General features: G+C 72.2%; 18 protein-coding genes. 11 read left to right on the top strand and 7 right to left on the bottom strand.

The window, feature by feature from the left end; translation table 11 throughout:
* Positions 1 to 417 (bottom strand): MltR family transcriptional regulator (locus G3573_RS07730; RefSeq protein WP_205598139.1); only part of this gene is annotated, 417 nt, incomplete at its 3' end.
* Between the two features lie 25 nt (positions 418 to 442).
* Positions 443 to 802: a GFA family protein gene (locus G3573_RS07725; RefSeq protein ID WP_163260509.1), complete on the bottom strand. Its 360-nt coding sequence runs from the start codon at positions 800 to 802 to the stop codon at positions 443 to 445.
* Positions 803 to 866: 64 nt separating this feature from the next.
* Here G3573_RS07725 and G3573_RS07720 point away from each other — a divergent pair, with 64 nt between their 5' ends.
* The gene (locus tag G3573_RS07720) at positions 867 to 1,118 is read left to right on the top strand and encodes a DUF2164 domain-containing protein (protein ID WP_163260508.1); all 252 of its coding nucleotides are present in this window, start codon (positions 867 to 869) and stop codon (positions 1,116 to 1,118) included.
* A 179-nt stretch (positions 1,119 to 1,297) separates the two neighbouring features.
* On the opposite strand, the gene rraA is transcribed toward G3573_RS07720, so the two are convergent.
* The 3 genes from rraA to G3573_RS07705 all read right to left on the bottom strand — a co-directional run bounded on the left by rraA (position 1,298) and on the right by G3573_RS07705 (position 4,835).
* The gene (rraA, locus tag G3573_RS07715) at positions 1,298 to 1,771 is read right to left on the bottom strand and encodes a ribonuclease E activity regulator RraA (RefSeq protein ID WP_205598138.1); all 474 of its coding nucleotides are present in this window, start codon (positions 1,769 to 1,771) and stop codon (positions 1,298 to 1,300) included.
* On the bottom strand, positions 1,771 to 3,870 hold the full coding sequence (locus tag G3573_RS07710; protein ID WP_163260506.1) for a M13 family metallopeptidase: 2,100 nt from the start codon (positions 3,868 to 3,870) through the stop codon (positions 1,771 to 1,773). The genes rraA and G3573_RS07710 overlap by 1 nt, the downstream gene beginning before the upstream one ends.
* A 161-nt stretch (positions 3,871 to 4,031) precedes the next feature.
* Positions 4,032 to 4,835 carry a helix-turn-helix domain-containing protein gene (locus tag G3573_RS07705; RefSeq protein ID WP_163260505.1) on the bottom strand — a complete coding sequence of 268 codons (804 nt, stop codon included), beginning with the start codon at positions 4,833 to 4,835 and terminating at the stop codon, positions 4,032 to 4,034.
* Positions 4,836 to 4,988: 153 nt separating this feature from the next.
* Here G3573_RS07705 and G3573_RS07700 point away from each other — a divergent pair, with 153 nt between their 5' ends.
* Together G3573_RS07700 and G3573_RS07695 are read left to right on the top strand one after the other, a co-directional pair.
* A complete protein-coding gene (locus tag G3573_RS07700) occupies positions 4,989 to 7,376 on the top strand; it encodes a hypothetical protein (protein ID WP_163260504.1) in 2,388 nt (795 codons plus the stop codon).
* A 56-nt stretch (positions 7,377 to 7,432) separates the two neighbouring features.
* The gene (locus G3573_RS07695; protein WP_163260503.1) at positions 7,433 to 7,825 is read left to right on the top strand and encodes a GFA family protein; all 393 of its coding nucleotides are present in this window, start codon (positions 7,433 to 7,435) and stop codon (positions 7,823 to 7,825) included.
* Between the two features lie 27 nt (positions 7,826 to 7,852).
* Here G3573_RS07695 and G3573_RS07690 read toward each other — a convergent pair whose 3' ends face one another.
* Both G3573_RS07690 and G3573_RS07685 read right to left on the bottom strand, forming a co-directional pair.
* Positions 7,853 to 8,206 (bottom strand): lysozyme inhibitor LprI family protein, encoded by a 354-nt coding sequence (locus G3573_RS07690; RefSeq protein WP_163260502.1) that lies wholly within the window; start codon positions 8,204 to 8,206, stop codon positions 7,853 to 7,855.
* A 14-nt stretch (positions 8,207 to 8,220) separates the two neighbouring features.
* Complete coding sequence (locus tag G3573_RS07685; protein ID WP_163260501.1) at positions 8,221 to 8,457, bottom strand: hypothetical protein; 237 nt, start codon at positions 8,455 to 8,457, stop codon at positions 8,221 to 8,223.
* Between the two features lie 260 nt (positions 8,458 to 8,717).
* Between G3573_RS07685 and G3573_RS07680 the strand changes: the two genes are divergently transcribed.
* The 8 genes from G3573_RS07680 (at position 8,718) to G3573_RS07645 (ending at position 16,242) form a co-directional block, all read left to right on the top strand.
* Positions 8,718 to 10,016 carry a glucosaminidase domain-containing protein gene (locus G3573_RS07680; RefSeq protein ID WP_163260500.1) on the top strand — a complete coding sequence of 433 codons (1,299 nt, stop codon included), beginning with the start codon at positions 8,718 to 8,720 and terminating at the stop codon, positions 10,014 to 10,016.
* Between the two features lie 350 nt (positions 10,017 to 10,366).
* On the top strand, positions 10,367 to 10,921 hold the full coding sequence (locus G3573_RS07675) for a DUF1579 family protein (protein WP_163260499.1): 555 nt from the start codon (positions 10,367 to 10,369) through the stop codon (positions 10,919 to 10,921).
* 226 nt (positions 10,922 to 11,147) lie between these two features.
* Entirely contained in the window at positions 11,148 to 11,915 is a 768-nt protein-coding gene (locus tag G3573_RS07670) for an SDR family oxidoreductase (protein ID WP_163260498.1), read from the top strand.
* A gap of 77 nt (positions 11,916 to 11,992) precedes the next feature.
* Positions 11,993 to 12,409 carry a hypothetical protein gene (locus tag G3573_RS07665; RefSeq protein WP_163260497.1) on the top strand — a complete coding sequence of 139 codons (417 nt, stop codon included), beginning with the start codon at positions 11,993 to 11,995 and terminating at the stop codon, positions 12,407 to 12,409.
* A complete protein-coding gene (locus tag G3573_RS07660; protein WP_163260496.1) occupies positions 12,406 to 13,038 on the top strand; it encodes a GNAT family N-acetyltransferase in 633 nt (210 codons plus the stop codon). Before G3573_RS07665 ends, G3573_RS07660 begins: the two co-directional genes overlap by 4 nt.
* Positions 13,039 to 13,116: 78 nt before the next feature.
* Positions 13,117 to 13,950: an alpha/beta hydrolase gene (locus G3573_RS07655; protein WP_163260495.1), complete on the top strand. Its 834-nt coding sequence runs from the start codon at positions 13,117 to 13,119 to the stop codon at positions 13,948 to 13,950.
* 57 nt (positions 13,951 to 14,007) lie between these two features.
* The gene (locus G3573_RS07650) at positions 14,008 to 14,307 is read left to right on the top strand and encodes a hypothetical protein (protein WP_163260494.1); all 300 of its coding nucleotides are present in this window, start codon (positions 14,008 to 14,010) and stop codon (positions 14,305 to 14,307) included.
* A gap of 222 nt (positions 14,308 to 14,529) precedes the next feature.
* Positions 14,530 to 16,242 carry a DUF2334 domain-containing protein gene (locus tag G3573_RS07645; RefSeq protein ID WP_163260493.1) on the top strand — a complete coding sequence of 571 codons (1,713 nt, stop codon included), beginning with the start codon at positions 14,530 to 14,532 and terminating at the stop codon, positions 16,240 to 16,242.
* The last annotated feature ends 114 nt before the right edge of the window (positions 16,243 to 16,356 follow it).

Genomic DNA, 16,356 nt, shown 5'->3' with positions numbered 1-16,356 from the left:
CACGCAGGCGGCGTCGACCACCTCGGCCGGTTCGCGCCGGTCGCGCGGCGCGAGGCCGGCGGCGCGGCGCAGGCGCGGCGCGAAGGCGCGCACCTCCGGGTGCTCGTAGTCGACCTCGACCTGGTGGGCGAAGATGTTGCGCAGGTCGCCCAGCGCCAGCACGTCCTGCAGCTCCGCCTTGCTGAGCAGCCCCAGCACGTAGGCGGCGCGGGCTCGCGCCGCGTAGGAGCTGAGCGGCGCGCCGTGCTCCTCGACCAGCTCGCGGGCGGTGTCGCCCTGGATGAAGTAGGCCAGCAGCAGCCGGCGCAGCACCTCGTCCAGCAGGCTGCAGGCCACCAGGAGCCGCCCGCGCGGGCTTTCCTGCTCCAGCACGGCTAGCGCGCGGGCGTATTCGTCCTGGTGCGGGGCGCCGGTCATGGGGGGGAGAAGGGAAGGGGGCTCCTCACTTGCTCCGCCCGTCGAACGGGGTCAGCTCCAGGTCGCCGGGGTCCACGCCGTCCAGGCAGCGGACGTTCAGCGCCACCATGTCCGCGCCGTCCTTGTTCTTGCCGCGGGCGAAGGACTCCACCCCGCAGGTGTCGCAGAACAGGTGCTCGATGCGGCGGGTGTTGAAGCGGTACCCCTTCAGGGCGTCGGCGCCCTTGGTCAGGTCGAAGTCTTCGGCCGGGATGTAGTTCAGCAGCAGGCCCTTGCGGCCGCAGTGCGAGCAGTTGCACTCGATCACCGTGCCCAGGTCGGCCTCGGCCTTGTAGCGGACGTTGCCGCAGTGGCAGCCGCCCTCGTAGGTCTTCTTCTCGGCCATGGCGTCTCGCCTCCGCTTGGTGCAAGAGCGCGGCGAGCTTCCGCCGGTTCCCGGGAGGGCATGGATGTCCAGGATCGAATTCGACCCCGCCCAGCGCGCGCTGCTGGCCCGCAAGCTCAGCGCCTATCTGGCGCGCGAGCTGGACGTCGAGGTCGGCGGCCTGGCGGCCGGCCTGATGCTGGACTTCCTGGCCGAGGAGCTGGGGCCGCACTTCTACAACCAGGGCCTGCACGACGCCCAGGCCCTGTTCCGCGACAAGTGGGAGCAGGTGGTCGAGGCGGTCTACGAGATCGAGAAGCCGGTGAAGGGGCGGTGAGGCGAAGATCTCCCCCCTCTGGGGGGAGCAGCCGCCCGCAAGGGCGGCGTGGGGGGCTCCAGCGGAGTGCTCGGGTTCAGCGGCGCTACGGCCCTCGGTGGGGCGGGCTCCGTCGCGCCAGGCTGGAGCCCCCCACGCCGCTTCGCGGCGGCTCCCCCCAGAGGGGGGAGATCTATCGGTTACGGCGCGACCGCCACGACCCCGTCTTCGTCGCTGTAGAGCGTCCACCCCGGCGTGAAGGTCGCGCCGCAGAAGCTCACCGGCACGTTCATCTCGCCTGTGCCCAGGCGGCTGCCGCGGCGGGGCACGGCGCCCAGGGCCTTCACGCCGATGTCCATGCCGGCCAGGGCGGCGGTGTCGCGCACCGCCCCATAGATCACGACGCCGGCCCAGCCGTTGTCGATGGCGATCTGGGCCATGTTGTCGCCCATCAGCGCGAAGCGCTGCGAGCCGCCGGCGTCCACCACCAGCACGCAGCCCTCGCCCTGCCCGGAGAGCAGGGCCCGGGCCAGGCCGTTGTCGTCCTGGCAGAGCACGGTGCGGATGACGCCGTGGAAACGCTTGCGCCCGCCGAAGTCCTTGAACGGGGCGGCGCAGATCTCCACGGCGTCGCCGTGTTCGTCGCACAGGTCGGCGGTCGCCGGCTGCTCCATCACCAGACCCTCACCCGGTCGTTGGGGGCGAGATACAGCGCCTCGCCCGGTTTCACGTCGAAGGCGCCGTACCAGGCGTCGAGGTTGCGCACGGTGTCGGCGCGGGCCTCGCCCGGCGAGTGCGGGTTGGTCAGCAGCTGCCGGCGCAGCGCCGCCTCGCGGTACTTGGACCGGTAGTTCTGGGCCCAGCCCAGGAAGAAGCGCTGGTCGCCGGTGAAGCCGTCCAGCACCGGGGCCTCCTTGCCGCCCAGCGACAGGCGATAGGCGTCGTAGGCGGCCGACAGGCCGGCCACGTCGGCGATGTTCTCGCCCAGCGTCAGCCGCCCGTTGATCGCCTGGTCGGGCAGGGGATGGTAGGCGTCGTACTGGGCCACCAGGGCGTCGCCGGCGGCGTCGAAGCGCTTGAAGTCGGCTTCGGCCCACCAGTTGTGCAAGCCCCCCTGGGCGTCGAACAGGGCGCCCAGATTGTCGAAGCTGTGGCTGATCTCGTGGCCGATCACGCCGCCGATGGCGCCGTAGTTCACCGCCGCGTCCGCGTGGGCGTCGAAGAACGGCGGCTCCAGGATGGCGGCCGGGAAGACGATGGAGTTCTGCAGCGGCGAGTTCAGCGCGTTGACCTCCTGCGGCAGCAGGTGCCAGGCGTTGCGGTCGACCGGGCCGTGCAGCTTCTTGATCTGGTAGGCGTACTCGAACAGGCCCGAGCGCTGGGCGTTGCCGAGCGCGTCGCCGCGCACGACCTCAAGCCCCGAATAGTCGCGCCACTTGTCCGGATAGCCGACGCCCACGGTCAGGGTGGCCAGCTTCTCCTTGGCCTTGGCCTTGGTCTGCGGCGACATCCAGTCGAGGTTGTCGATGCGCGTGCCGAAGGCCTTGATGACGTTGGCCGCCATGGCCTGGGCCTCGGCCTTGGCCTCGGGCGGGAAGTACTCCTTCACGTACAGCTTGCCGACCGCCTCGCCGAGCGCGTTGTTGGTCTGGGTGACCGCGCGCTTCCAGCGCTCGGCCTGCTGCGGCGTGCCCGACAGGGCGGTGCCGTTGAAGGCGAAGCTCTCGTCGGCGAATTTCTTGGGCAGGAAGGGCGCGGCCCGGTCGATGGCGTGGAAGGTCAGATAGTCCTTCCAGGTCTCCAGCGGCTGCGAGGCGACCAGGGCGGAAATGCCGGTGGTCGGGGCCGGGTGCCAGACCTTCATGGTCTGCTGGTCGGAAAGGCCCGCGGCGGTGAACCAGGCGTCCCAGTCGATGCCCGGGGCCTTGGCCTTGAAGTCGGCGCGGGTCCAGGTGTTGTTCGCCTTGGTGACGTCGTTGGTGTCGACCTGGCTGGCGTGGACCTTCGCGATCTCGGTCTCCAGCGCCAGGATGCGCGCGGCCTTGGCGTCGGCGTCGGCGATCCCGGCGTTCTTCAGCTGGGCGGCGACGTGGGCCTGGTACTTGGCGCGCAGCTCCGCGAACTTGGGGCTCTGGTCCAGGTAGTAGTCGCGGTCGGGCATGCCCAGGCCGCCCTGCATCAGGTAGGCGGCGTAGCGGGTGGGCTGGTCGAAGTCCTCGCCGATCCAGACGCCGAACAGCCGGTCGGTGTAGGTGTTGGACGCGTTCAGCGGGTCGACGTCGGCGCGCAGGCTCTTGCCCAGCGCCTTGGACAGCGCGGTCTTGTCCTTGATCGCGGCCAGTTCGGCCAGCTGCGGCTGCAGCGGCGCCAGGCCTTTCGCCTCGATCGCCGCCTCGTCCATGAAGGTGGCGTAGTAGTCGCCGATCTTCTTGGTGTCGGCGTCGCCGGCGGTGTTGGCGGCGGCGTCCTGGATGATCTTGCGGGTGCGCCCGGCGGCCTTCTCGGTCAGCACGCCGAAGGTGGTCCAGTTCGACCGGTCGGCCGGGATCTGGGTGCGCTCCACCCAGGCGCCGTTGGCGAACTTGTAGAAGTCGTCGCCCGGCTTCACCGCCCGGTCCATGCCGGTGGCGTCGAAGCCGAAGCTCCCGAACTCAGGCTTGCCGGCGGGTTGAGCGGCCGGCGCGGGCGCGGCGGCCATGACGCCGGTCGGCAGGGCGCCGGCCAGCAGGGCGGCGGCCGATGCGGCCCCCAGCAGGCGTTTCCAGGTGGTCATCGCGTCTTCCTTCGTGTCCTCGGGGCCGTTCGGCCGCCTTGTCGTTCGCCGTGCCGCCTGGACAACCGCGCAGGCCGCATGAGGGGTGTCAGGGTCGAGCTTTCAAGAGGGCCGCCCGCATCTGCGCTGCGACGAAAACCGGCGCCGGTGCGTCGTGAGGGTCATGCCTCCACCCCCAGCAGGTCGCGCAGGCCCGGCGGCAGCCTCCCGGCGAGCGTCATCTCGGGCATGTGCGCCGGCTCGTCCTTGGCCATGGCGTGCAGGCGCACCTCGGCGGCCAGCGCGTAGTGCTGCAGGCAGGAGAGATAGAGGCTGTCCGACCAGATGGCGTGGCGCACCGCGCCCTGGTTGAGCAAGGAGACCAGGTATTCGCGCGAGTCCGCGACCACGGTCAGCTGCTCGCCCGGCCAGCGCTGGATCACCAGGTCGGAGGTCCTGGAGCGGCTGACCTCGAACGGCGGGGCGGGCTCGACCGCCTGATACCAGACGCCGGCGACGGTCACGCCGCGGGCGTGCGCTTGCGCCAGCGCCGGGGCCAGCTCGGCGAAGGGGCCGGGGAACAGGTCGAACAGCACCACCTCGCGGGCGGCGGCGATCATGGCGCGGGCGCGCTCATAGACCTGGGCCGAGTTGCGCAGCTGGTAGATGCGGTCCTCGGGCGCCGGCGCGCCCAGGCTCTCCAGCGCCGCCTGGGCGGTCTGGGCCCGGTCGCTGAACCCCTTCTGCAGGGCCCCGACCAGCTCGGCCGGGGGCAGGGCGCGGAAGCTCTTCGGCTCGCCCTCGTCGGCCAGCACCGCGCCCTTCTGCACCAGGGTCGAGAGCGCCTTGTAGGTGTTGGCCTGCGCCTTGCCGATCGCCTGCGCCAGCCGATAGCCGGTGGCCGCGCCCACGCGCAGCAGCTCGCAATAGACCAGGGCTTCCGTATCGGTGAAGCCGAGCGCGGACAGGCTCTCTTCGGGACTCATGGGCCGCGACGCTAGTAGCGGGCGCTGCTAGCGGGAAGTGAAGGTTCTGTAAGGTGGGGGAGGTGATCGGCGAACGCCGATTGTCGAGTCAACCGCGCGCATGCAACCTTGGCGGTAACGGGCGTCGCCGCCCCACCGTCGAGAGTGTTGCCCATGCGCGTCCTGTTGCTCGCCGCCGCCGCCGGCGCGGTCTTGCTGTCCGCTGCTCCCGCTCTGGCCGCGCCGCCGACCGAGGCGCAGTGGACCGACTACCTCGAGAACACCTACGCCCGGTTCCACAGCAAGGGCGAGGCGCTCACCTGGGACGACCGGCTGTATCAAGCGGCTTCGGCCAACGCTGACCGGAGCAAAGCCATGGCCGCCTTCGCTCGCGACATCGGCGTGCCGGTCGAGGCGGCCGAAGCCTACGCCGGGGTGATCATGGCGGTGACCGCCGGCCGGGACGCGGCGTGCGACCGCGACAAGGGCTGCCAGCTGGCGCCCGGCGCGCCGATCCGCGAGATCGTGGAGGAGGTGGCGCTGAAGGAGCCCTCGGGGGAACTGATGTCGACCCTGAGCCTGGCCTTCGGGGTGACGCCGACGTCCCAGAAGGCGGTCTTCGTCGAACTGGCCGGGCGCCACCCGCACGCCGTCGAGATCCTGGGGCGGTACTTCGGCTACGACGAGGACCCGATCGCGCTGGGCGCGCTGGCGCTTCGGGCGCCGACCGCGCCCACGACGGCGGACGCCCTGTCGCGCGTTCCGCTGGAGGTCGCTGGCGGGCCGGAGCACTGGGGCGGCTGGCAGGAGGCGGTGCTGGAAGCCGCCGAGGCGCGGGCGCTGGCGGCCGGGGCCTCTGTGGAGGTGCAGGCGGCCTACGCCCAGGCGCGCCTGCTGCGCCTGCTGGCGCTGGGCCTGTCCGACGACGCGGTCGCCCTGTGGACGGCCTATCCGGAGGCGGTGCGGGCGCGCCTGCCGTTGGCCGCGGCCGTTTGCGGCAAGGTCGACCCGCGCCCCTGCGAGCAGGCGTCGGAGGCGAGCTATCGCCTCGCCGACGACCTGGCCGCGGCCCTGTGGTCGGCCGGCCGGACCGACGAGGCGCGCGCCGTGCTGGCCCGCGCCAAGACCTTCGCCGCCCCGCGCACCTATGCGCAGCGCCAGCGCCTGTCGGCGCTGACCGAGGCGATGACCCCGACCCTGGCCGACGCCGACCTGTTCACCCCCTTCGTCGAGGGCCGCAAGGCTGACGGCAAGGCGGAGCGGCACGAGCGGCCGCACGGCTGGCTGTTCAGCCTCGACACCCCGGCGGTGCGCAAGCTGGTCGCCGCCCGGTTGGAGAAGGCGGGCTACGCCGGCATGGTCCGGTTCCTCACCCGCGACGGCCCCTACGGCCGGTGGGAGACCGACCCGGTGGCGCTGAACGTCATGGACGGCTTGCTGGACGCGGACGTGAAGGCGCTGCGCCTGCGCTGGGCCGGGCGCATCGACGCCGCCTGGGCGGCGACGGGCGCGCCGGAGAGCCGGACTGAGGCCCGGCTGGGCGCGCCGGGGCGGGCCTTCACCTGGCGCGAGACGCGTCTGCCCGACGGCGTCGGCGCCTGGGGCGAGAAGGACGCGCCGGAACTGCCGAAGGACCTGAAGCTTCCCGTGCCGCTGGACGCCGTGGGACGCTACGAGCGGATCGGGTCGGAGCAGGCGGTGCTTTTCGCCTCGTCCGATTACGACCTGCCGGGCGAGATCCCCGCCTTCGGCGTGTGGCTGGCGCGTACGCAGAACGGCGCGTGGAAGCCGCCGGTCTATCTCGGCCTCCAGCAGAGCTTCCCCTACGTGCTCACCCCCGGTTCGGCCGTACCGCTGATCGAGGGCGACCGGGTGCGGATCGAAGTGAACGTGCGCGAGATCGATCCGGCCTCGATCAGCTTCCCGCCGGTGGGCCTGAGCATCAAGCGGCGCGAGGACGGGGTGGTGCTGGAGGCCAGCCTGGCCGAGCTGGAGCGCGACGGCGACGCCGACGGCCTGACCGACGCGGCCGAGCGGCGCCTGGGCCTCGACCCGGCGAACCCCGACAGCGACGGCGACGGGCTGAAGGACGGGACCGACCCGATCCCGGCGGTGGCGCGCAAGCCGGCCGGCCCGGGGGAGAACGGTCTGGCCGCGGCGGTGGTCAAGGCGGTGTTCCACCACGACGCGGGGGCGATCATGGTCGCGCCGCGAAAAGGGGACGACGACGGGCTCGACCTCCTGGCCGCCGCCGCCGGTGGCGGGCCGCGGGCGCCGCGCATGAACACGGTGTTCCTGGTCGCCCCGGACCCCTCGGTGTTCGCCGGCCTCGACCTGCCGTTCCGGCTGATGGTCTACACGCCGGAGCAGGCCGCGGCCCTGCCGACCGGCGGCGCGCCGTTCTTCCCACCGCGGGTGACCGAGGTGCTGTCCTCGCTGGACGGCCGTCGCCACTACGTCGTCTGGTCGGCCAGCTGGGTCGGCGGCAGCTTCCTGGCCACCTGCCCGGCCAAGGGCGACAAGCCCTGTAAGGTCAAGGAAGTCGAGGGCTGGATTTCGTGAGCCGGGGGGCGGGCGCGCCTGTTGGTCCCTCGAAATCAAGCGTCCATACTGACGGTATGCGAACCGCCTCCTGCCGCTGTGGCCAGCTGAAGATCACCTGCGTCGGCGAGCCCGTCCGCATCTCCGTCTGCCATTGCCTGGCGTGCCAGCAGCGCACCGGCAGCGCCTTCTCCGCCCAGGCTAGGTGGCCGGACGCGCAGGTGACGCTGGACGGCGAGTGGAAGGCCTTCGAGGCGGCCGGCGACAGCGGGGCCCGAGCGACCTTCCGGTTCTGCCCGGTCTGCGGCTCGACCGTGGCCTTCGCGGGCGAGGGAATGCCGGGCATGACAGCCGTGCCGGTCGGCGCCTTCGCGGATCCGTCGTTCCCGGCGCCGACGGTGTCGGTCTACGAGGACCGCCGGCATCCGTGGACGGCGGTCCTTGGCGACGACGTCGAGCGCTGGGACTGAACGAATGCGCCGTCAGGCGCTAGCGCGTCACTTGAGCGGACGAAGCCCAGGCGCGCCCGGCAACATGAACGCCTCGCCGCGCCCATCGAAATAGACGGTTTCGCGCAGCTGGCGCTCACGCTCGTCGGTGCGCTGGATCAGGCAGTCCCTCTTGTCTGCGTCACCGAACGCGCAGTCGGCGTCCCGGAAAGCGATCCACGCGCGCTGGGCCGCCCGCAGGCTGGCCTGATCCGCGGGGCGAAGCCGCCGGATCAGCGTCTGATAGGTGGCGTTCAGCGCCCGGTCGGAGGACGCGAGTTCAGCGTCACGGGTGTCCTGGGCGTAGGCTGAGGTCGCCAGGGCCATCGCGCCGCACAAGGTCGTCACCGTCAGGCGGCGCATTTTCCCGCGCCCTTTCACAGCGTGACGAAGATCAGCAGGACGCCCAGGGTGAGGGCGGCGGCGCCGAATCCGATGGCGCCGCGCCGCCGGGCGCGCAGCGCGCTCGCGATGGCCAGGACGCAGCAAGCGACACAGCCCACGGCGCCGAGCGCCCAGAGCAGGAAGACCGCGCCCGCCAGCTGCCCCTGGACGATCTTTTGGATGTAGAAGCCGATGGAGCGCGCCGCCTGCAGGACGGCCAGAAGGGTCACGCCGGCGACCGCAGCGATTCCGAATTTCGAAGTAAGCGTCACGCCGGCCCCCGCCGCACTGCAAGCCCCGCTCGTACCAATGTTCGTTCGGGCTGTCAGCCGATCCGCAAGCCTCGCTTGACCGCCGCGCCGCCCGGCAGCAAAGCTTTGCGGGACTGCTGTTCTGGACGCTCCGGCGTCCGCGTCGCCGCCGTACCGCCGCCTGCGCGGCGCTGACCACCAGTCGCTTCCATCCCAGACCCGCGCTTGGAGCAGACCCGATGCGCCCCATGCTGTTCGCGTGCACCGCGTTCGTCCTGGTCCAGTCGGCCGCCTTCGCGGCGTCGGCCCAGGACTGGGGCTGCTACGACCCCAAGCCCGGCCACCCCACCGCGGCCGAGCGGGACGCCTTCCTGGCCGAGGTCGAAGGGCCGGCCAAGGCGGCGGAGGCGCGCTACGGCGTGCCGGCGGCGGCGATCGCGGCCATGTCGGTGGTGGAGTCCGGCTACGGCTTCACCCGCACGGCGCTGAACGCCAACAACCTGTTCGGCTGGAAGCAGACCGGGGCTGGCGCGGCCTACGTGCTGGAGTGCCAGCCGCCCGAGGACGTCGGCAACCGCTACGTGGTGTTCGCCAGCCGCGCCGAGGCGATCGACAAGGTCGCCGCCCGCCTGGCCAATTCCAGCTACTACCGGGCCGACACCGAGGCCTATCGGCAGGCGAGGGCCTCCGGCGCCGGCGTCGAGACCGCGGTCGACGCCTGGGTGGACGGGATTTCCGATCCCTACAACTGGCGCCCGCGCGGCTACGCCGCCGACCTGAAGGCGCTGATGCGGGCGAGGGGGCTTTACGCCTGGTCGGGCGCCGCGCCCGTGACGCCGGCGCCCGCGCCCGTCGCCCCGACCGCCAGCCTGGGCGAGGTCGACTACGCGCGCACCGCCTGGACCCGCAAGCTGCGCGGCGGCCGATACATGGAGGGCGACTGCGAGCTGGCCCAGCCGCCGCTCGGCGGGTGGGACGGCTTCCCCGTCCAGCGCTGCAGCTACACCGCCATGGGCGTGCAGGCGCGCGTCTTCATGCTCAACCCCTCGGCCGATCAGCTGGCCCGGTGGACGGCGAGCGCCTGCCTCGACGCGGCGGCGAACGATCCCAAGGCCTGCGTCCGCTGGCTGGTCGGCGAGACCTGGGCGGCGTCGAACGCCCAGTTTCCGGTGACCGGCTATGTGATCGAGCCGGCGGCCAGCGCCGGCGGCAGCGGTTCGGCGGCGACCTGCCAGTACTTCCGCGACGGCGTCACCAGCCGCACCGCGTCCAGCTCCACCGTCCCCGTCCAGGGGCGGTGCGGCCCCGAGGCGGCCGACGGCGAACCGGCGCTGAGCGCGCGCAAGTACGCGCGGATCTCCTCGACCACGCGCGCCATGTACCGCGCCGCCGGCGGGACGGAGGAGGTCGGCGAGGACCGCGACGTGCGCTGGCTGCCGGTGGTGGCCAGGCTCTACCAGGAGGCCTGGGGCGCGGACCGCAACGCGCTGATGAGCGCCAAGGCGAAGGCCGGCAAGCAGGCGGGCGCGTTCCGCTGATCCCTTCTCCCAGCGGGAGAAGGACGGAGCCCGCGCACCGGAGCGCGGAACGCGCGCAGGCCCGCGCGGGAGGATGAGGGGTTATGAACGGGGGCGGCCTTGGAGCCAGTCCTGCACGCTCCCGGATCCCTCACCCTCCCACGCCGCTGCGCGGCGCGGGCCCCTCCCTCTCCCGACCGGGAGAGGGAATGGACGTCTCCCCTAAACGAGGGAGGCGCCCGGTCGGGGCGGGCGCTAGCTGACGGGCAGGGCCGGTCGCTGCGGCGGCGGCTTTCGTCGCAAGCGCGCTGGCGCGGCGCGGGCGGGCCGGGGAGCGTCGCGCTCGCTGAACCTGGAGGGGGTTACTTACGATGTTGCGCGTGTTCTGCCTGTCGAGCGTGCTGGCGCTGACCGCCGCCGGGGCCGCCCTGGCCGCCGATCCCAAGCCCGATCCCAAGCCCGAGCTGGAGCCGCTGGCGCTGGAAGCTGGCGTCTGGGACGCCCAGATCACCTTCCCGAGCGGCAAGGACGACGTGCCGCCGACCCTGGCCAAGGGCGTGCAGGTCAACCGCCTGCGCTCGGACGGCATGTGGATGCTGAACGAGTTCCACGTCGAGGGCACCCCCTACGAGGGCACCGGCACCTGGGGCTGGGACGCGGCGACCAAGCGCTACATCGGCGTCTGGGTCGACAACAACGCCCACCGCATGCGCCAGGACGTCGGCTACTGGGACGCCAAGACCAAGACCATGCACTGGCGCAACGACATGGTCGGCCCGGACGGCACCGTCCTGCCGATGCGCATGACCGAGGTGTTCATGGGCGACAAGCGGACCTTCGAGATCGCCCAGGTCGGCCCGCGCACCGGCAAGGAAGTGGTGCTGGTGCGCATGGAGTTCACCCGCCGGCCCGAGGCGAAGAAGTAGGTTTCCTTCTCCCGGCGGGAGAAGGACCGAGCCCGCGCACCGGAGCGCGGGACGCGCGCAGGTCCGCGCGGGAGGATGAGGGGTTACGGACGGACGCGGCCTTGGCGCCAGGTCCTGCACGCTCCCGTTTCCCTCCCCCTCCCACGCGGCTGACGCCGCGCGGGCCCCTCCCTCTCCCGACCGGGAGAGGGGTGGTGAATTGCGCGAACCGCCCTAGGGTCCGGCCATGACCCTCGCTCACCCGCTCCCGTCCTTTCGGCTCGACGGCAAGAAGGCCCTGATCACCGGCGCGGGCCGCGGCATCGGCGCGGCCGCGGCCGCCGTCTTCGCCCAGGCCGGCGCGGCCGTGACCCTGTGCGCGCGCACCTCCGCCGAGGTCGAGGCCCTGGCCCGGGAGATCCGCGAGGCCGGCTTCCAGGCCGACGCCTTCACCCTGGACGTCACCGACATCGCCGCCGTGCGCCGCGAGATCGAGGCGCGCGGGCCGTTCGACATCCTGCTCAACAACGCCGGCGCCAACCGCATCCGCCCGATCACCGAGGTGACCGAGGAGGACTTCGACGCGGTGCTGGACCTGAACCTGAAGGCCGCCCTGTTCGTGGCCCAGGCGGTGGCCAAGGGCCTGCTGGCGGCGGGCAAGCCCGGCTCGATCATCAACGTCTCCTCGCAGATGGGCCACGTCGGCGGCCCCGGGCGCTCGCTCTACAGCTCGTCGAAGTTCGCGCTGGAGGGCCTGACCAAGTGCATGGCCATCGACCTGGCGCCGCACGGGATCCGGGTGAACACCCTCTGCCCGACCTTCATCGAGACGGCCCTGACCCGCCCGATCCTGGACACGCCCGGCACCCGCGAGCACGTGCTCAGCCGCATCAAGTTCGGCCGGCTGGGCCAGATGGACGAGCTGAGCGGGCCGCTGCTGCTGCTGGCGTCGGACGCCTCCAGCCTGATGACCGGCAGCGCGGTGATGGTCGACGGCGGCTGGACGGCTGGCTGAGCTGGTCGACCCGCCCTCCGGCCGGTCCCGCGGGCGGTCGTTGCGCCGCCTCGGTGCTCGGCTAAGCTGGCCCGCGTATGAGCTTTAAAGAATCCTCCTGGCTTCCGTTCGTGGCCGGCTCGGCCGCGCTGGCTCTCGCCGGCGGAGGCCAGGCGGCGGGCTGGATTTCCAGCGACGTCGCCGCCGTGTCGATCGCCATGCCCGGCATGTACTTGCTGATGGATTCCGCATTCGCGCCGAGGATGTTGAATCTCGCGCTCAGCGCCTCCGCCGCCAGGCGTGACGCGGCGGAGCGGCTCTATTATTCCCGATCGACCATGCGCCGGTACGGGGTCGCGGCCCTGGGCGGACCGGTGATCTTCGCGGCGTTTGCGGTTGGGAACCACCTCGGGGCGGTCGCCCTGGTCGGATACTCGTCGGCCTACGCCGTCTGGTCTGTCATGGACCTCATGCGGGCGTGGAAGGCGACGGCCCCGTCCAGCGCCCGCGCATGAGCGTCGATCCCGACCTCGTCGCCGCCTGGGTGAAGGGCTGGACCCTGGCCCGTGGGACCGCTGCGCCGACGCCGGAGGCCGACGGCTGGCGGGTCGAGGTCGGCTGGCCGGACCAGCGGGCCCGCTACGTGTTTGCAGGCCTGTCGAGCGCCCTGCCGCGGTTGGGCGCGACCATCGACGAACCCTTCGTCCTGCTGAAGGCCTGCGCGGAGCCCCAGGCGCTGGCGGACGTGTTGCCGCCGGGCTGGTCGGTGCGGCGGCCGGGCTTCTTCATGGCCTGCGAAGGCTCGCCGGCCAGGGAGGGCCCGGTCCCCTGCGGCTACGCGCTGGAGCAGGCCGAGGAGGGGCCGGCCGTCGTGGTGCGTCTGCGTGCGCCCGACGGGACGGAGGCCGCGCTCGGACGGACGGTCGTGACCGACGGCCTGACCGTCTACGACCGCATCGTCACGGATGAGGCCCACCGCCGCCGCGGCTGCGGGCGGGCGGTGATGACGGCGCTGCATGCGCTGGCGCGCGAGCGCGGCGCGCCCTCCGGCGTGCTGGTCGCCACCGCCGAGGGCCGGCTTCTGTACGAGGCGCTGGGCTGGCGGGTGCGCTCGACCTACGCGACCGCCGAACGGCCGGCCTGAGGGCCGCCTCCGGAATCCCCGCAAGGATCGAAGCGCCTGCGCCGCCGGTTCGCCGCCGGGTTTCCCAGGAGCAGGATCATGAGCACGGGCTTCGCCACCGCCAAGGACGGCGCGCAGATCTATTACAACGACATGGGCCAGGGGCAGCCGATCGTCTTCCACCACGGCTGGCCGCTGTCGGGCGACGACTGGGACGCCCAGATGATGTTCTTCCTGAACCAGGGCTTCCGGGTCATCGCCCATGACCGACGCGGCCACGGCCGCTCGACCCAGACCTTTGACGGCAACGAGATGGACACCTACGCCGCCGACGTGGCGGCGGTGGTCGACCACCTCGGGATCAAGGGCGCGTTCCACGTCGGCCATTCCACCGGCGGCGGCGAGGCGACCCGCTATGTCGCCAAGCACGGCGGCGGGGGCCGGGCGGCCAAGCTGGTGCTGATCGGCGCGGTGCCGCCGGTCATGGTCAAGTCCGACAAGAACCCCGGCGGCACGCCGATCGAGGCGTTCGACGGCTACCGCTCGGCGCTGGCCGCCAACCGCGCCCAGCTCTACGTCGATATCCCGTCCGGGCCGTTCTACGGCTTCAACCGCCCCGGCGTGAAGCCGATCCAGGGCGTGATCGACAACTGGTGGCGCCAGGGGATGATGGGCGGGCTGAAGGCCCACTACGACTGCATCAAGGCCTTCTCGGAGACCGACTTCACCGACGATCTCAAGTCGATCGACCAACCCGCCCTGGTCATGCACGGCACCGACGACCAGGTCGTGCCCTACGCCGACGCCGGGCCGCTGTCGGCCAAGCTGCTGAAGAACGGCACGCTGAAAAGCTACGACGGCTTCCCGCACGGCATGGCCACGACCCACGCCGACATCCTCAACCCGGACCTGCTGGCCTTCTTCAAGAGCTGAGATTTCGCAAGCGGGACAGGGGGAACGCTCCGCGCCGTCCCCCGTTTCGCGGGCATGATGAACCTCGAAGAACGCCAGTCCTACGAGGCCGACCTGCAGGCCGTGCTGGACTATCTCGACCATCCGCCTCAGCCCGGCTCCGGCGAGGACCGGGACTTCGCCGAGCGGATGGCGCGGGTCCAGGAGCGCGAGAGCGAATACACCGCCGAGCCGGAGGCCCCGCCGCCAGCCATGGCCGACCAGGTCAGGAAGCGCCTGGACGCGCTCAGGTCCGCCGCCGAGCCGCCCGAGCGCCACGGCCTGACCGAAGGCCACGGCCTGGGCCCGACCCTGGGCATGGACGTGTCGCACTCGTAGGCGCGCTAAATCCTCCCCCGAGCGAGCGAAGCGAGCGGTGGGGGAGGGGGACCGCGAAGCGGTGGAGGGGGCTCCAGCGGAGCGCCTCTGTTCAGCTGCGCCGTCGCGCCAAGGCGAGCCCCCTCCACCACGCTTCGCGCGGTCCCCCTCCCCCAAGGGGGGAGGAATTGGGCGCATTTGCCGCGCCAACTTAACCGGTCGGCCTGCGGTAAAACGCCCGTCATGCAACCGCGTCGTACGATCGTGGCGCTCTTCGCGCGCCTGCTGGTGGCGCTCGGCCTCGTGCTGGCCGGGCTGGCGCCGGCCCAGGCCCAGGCCCAGGCGCAGGTCCCGGCGCAGAAGCCGTTCCTGGTGGTCTACGACGACGGCGGCGGCTACCCGCCGCTGGACGAGGTCTACGGCGTGTTCACCGCCAACCTGCTGGGCCGCTATGGCCCGGCCGAGGTGCGCGCGCTGAGCCGCTACCGCGCGGGCGAGCTGCAGAACTACCGCGCCCTGGCCTATGTCGGCTCGGCCTTCGACGCCGCGCCGTCCAAGGTGTTCCTGGCCGACGTCGCGGCCAGCGACCGGCCGGTGCTGTGGCTGCAGCACGGCATCCACCAGCTGGCCGCCGCCACGCCGGGCTTCGCCCAGCGGTTCGGCTGGCGCCCGGCGAACTACGACTTCCGCTCGCGCACCGAGGTCGCCTATCGCGGCCGCGCCTTCACGCGCCGCACCGAGTCCGCCGCCGGCCTGCCGGGGATCGAGGTCACCGATCCCGCCAAGGTCGAGGTGCTGGCCACCGCCGAAGGGCCTGACGCCCAGCCGACCCCCTGGGCCGTGCGCTCGGGCGACTTCGTCTACGTGGCCGAGACGCCCTACGCCTACCTGTCGGAGGACGACCGCTACGTCGCCTTCGCGGCCCTCGTGCAGCGCTGGGCCGATCCGCAGGGACCCGAGCGCCACCGGGCGCTTGTGCGCATCGAGGACGTCGGCCCCGAGGCCGACCCGGTGCGCCTGCGCCGGATCGCCGACCTGCTGTTCGCCGAGGGCGTGCCGTTCTCGGTGACGGTCTACGACACCTACCGCGACCCGACCGGCCGCTACTCCGGCGGGCGGCCGACCAGCTTCACCCTGAAGGACCGGCCGCTGGTGGTGCAGGCGCTGCGCTACATGGCCGCCAGCGGCGGGACCCTGGTCATGCACGGCCACACCCACCAGACCGACCTCAGACCCAACCCGTTCTCCAAGGTCAGCGGCGGCGACTACGAGTTCTACGCTGCGACCACGCCGGGCGACGGGCGCATGGAGCTGGACGGGCCGCTGCCGAACGACGGCGAGGCCGCCTGGCTGGCGCGCCTGGACGAGGGGCTGGAGGTCTGGCGCCGGGCGGGGCTGCACCGGCCGCGCCTGTTCACCACCCCGCACTATGCGGCCTCGCCCGCGGCCTATGCGGCGATCGTGGCGCGCTTCCCGGTCCAGTACGAGCAGGTCAACTACTTCCCCGGCGAGCGCGCGGGCGTCCCGCGCGTGCGCGAGCCCTTCCACCAGTTCTTCCCCTATCCGGTGCGCGACGTGCGCGGCGTGGTGGTGGTGCCGGAAAACCTGGGCCGGCCGGCCCCCGACCAGGCCGCCGCCGGCGGGCGAACGGTGGAGGCGGTGCTGGGCTCGGCCGAGCGCAACTTGGTGGTCCGTGACGGCTTCGCCAGCTTCTACCACCACTGGTATCGCGACCCGGACGAGCTGCTGGCCACGGTGCGGGGCATCCGCGCGCTGGGCTATGAGTTCGTCTCGGCCGAGGACGCGGCGGCCGACCTGGGCCCGCTGCCGCCCGCGCCGGTCGTGCAGAGGGCGGGCGGGGGCCTGTCGCTCAACGGGTTCCTGGCGGTGCTGGCCGGCCTATTCGCCGGCGCGATCGGCCTGGGCGCGTTCGTGGCGCGGCGGGGGAAGCGGTAACGCTCATCCGCTCATCCCCGCGAAAGCGGGGACCCAGGTCCGCCGACCACCGCGGGGAAGAGCGTACGCTTTCAACTGCGTTCCAGCAGGTCCTGAGAGGCTCGCGCTCTGGGT

The organism is Caulobacter sp. 17J65-9, assembly GCF_010975005.1.
GTDB lineage: Bacteria > Pseudomonadota > Alphaproteobacteria > Caulobacterales > Caulobacteraceae > 17J80-11.
Note: the sequence above shows the minus strand (reverse complement) of the source record. Positions and strands in the feature narration are given on the sequence as shown.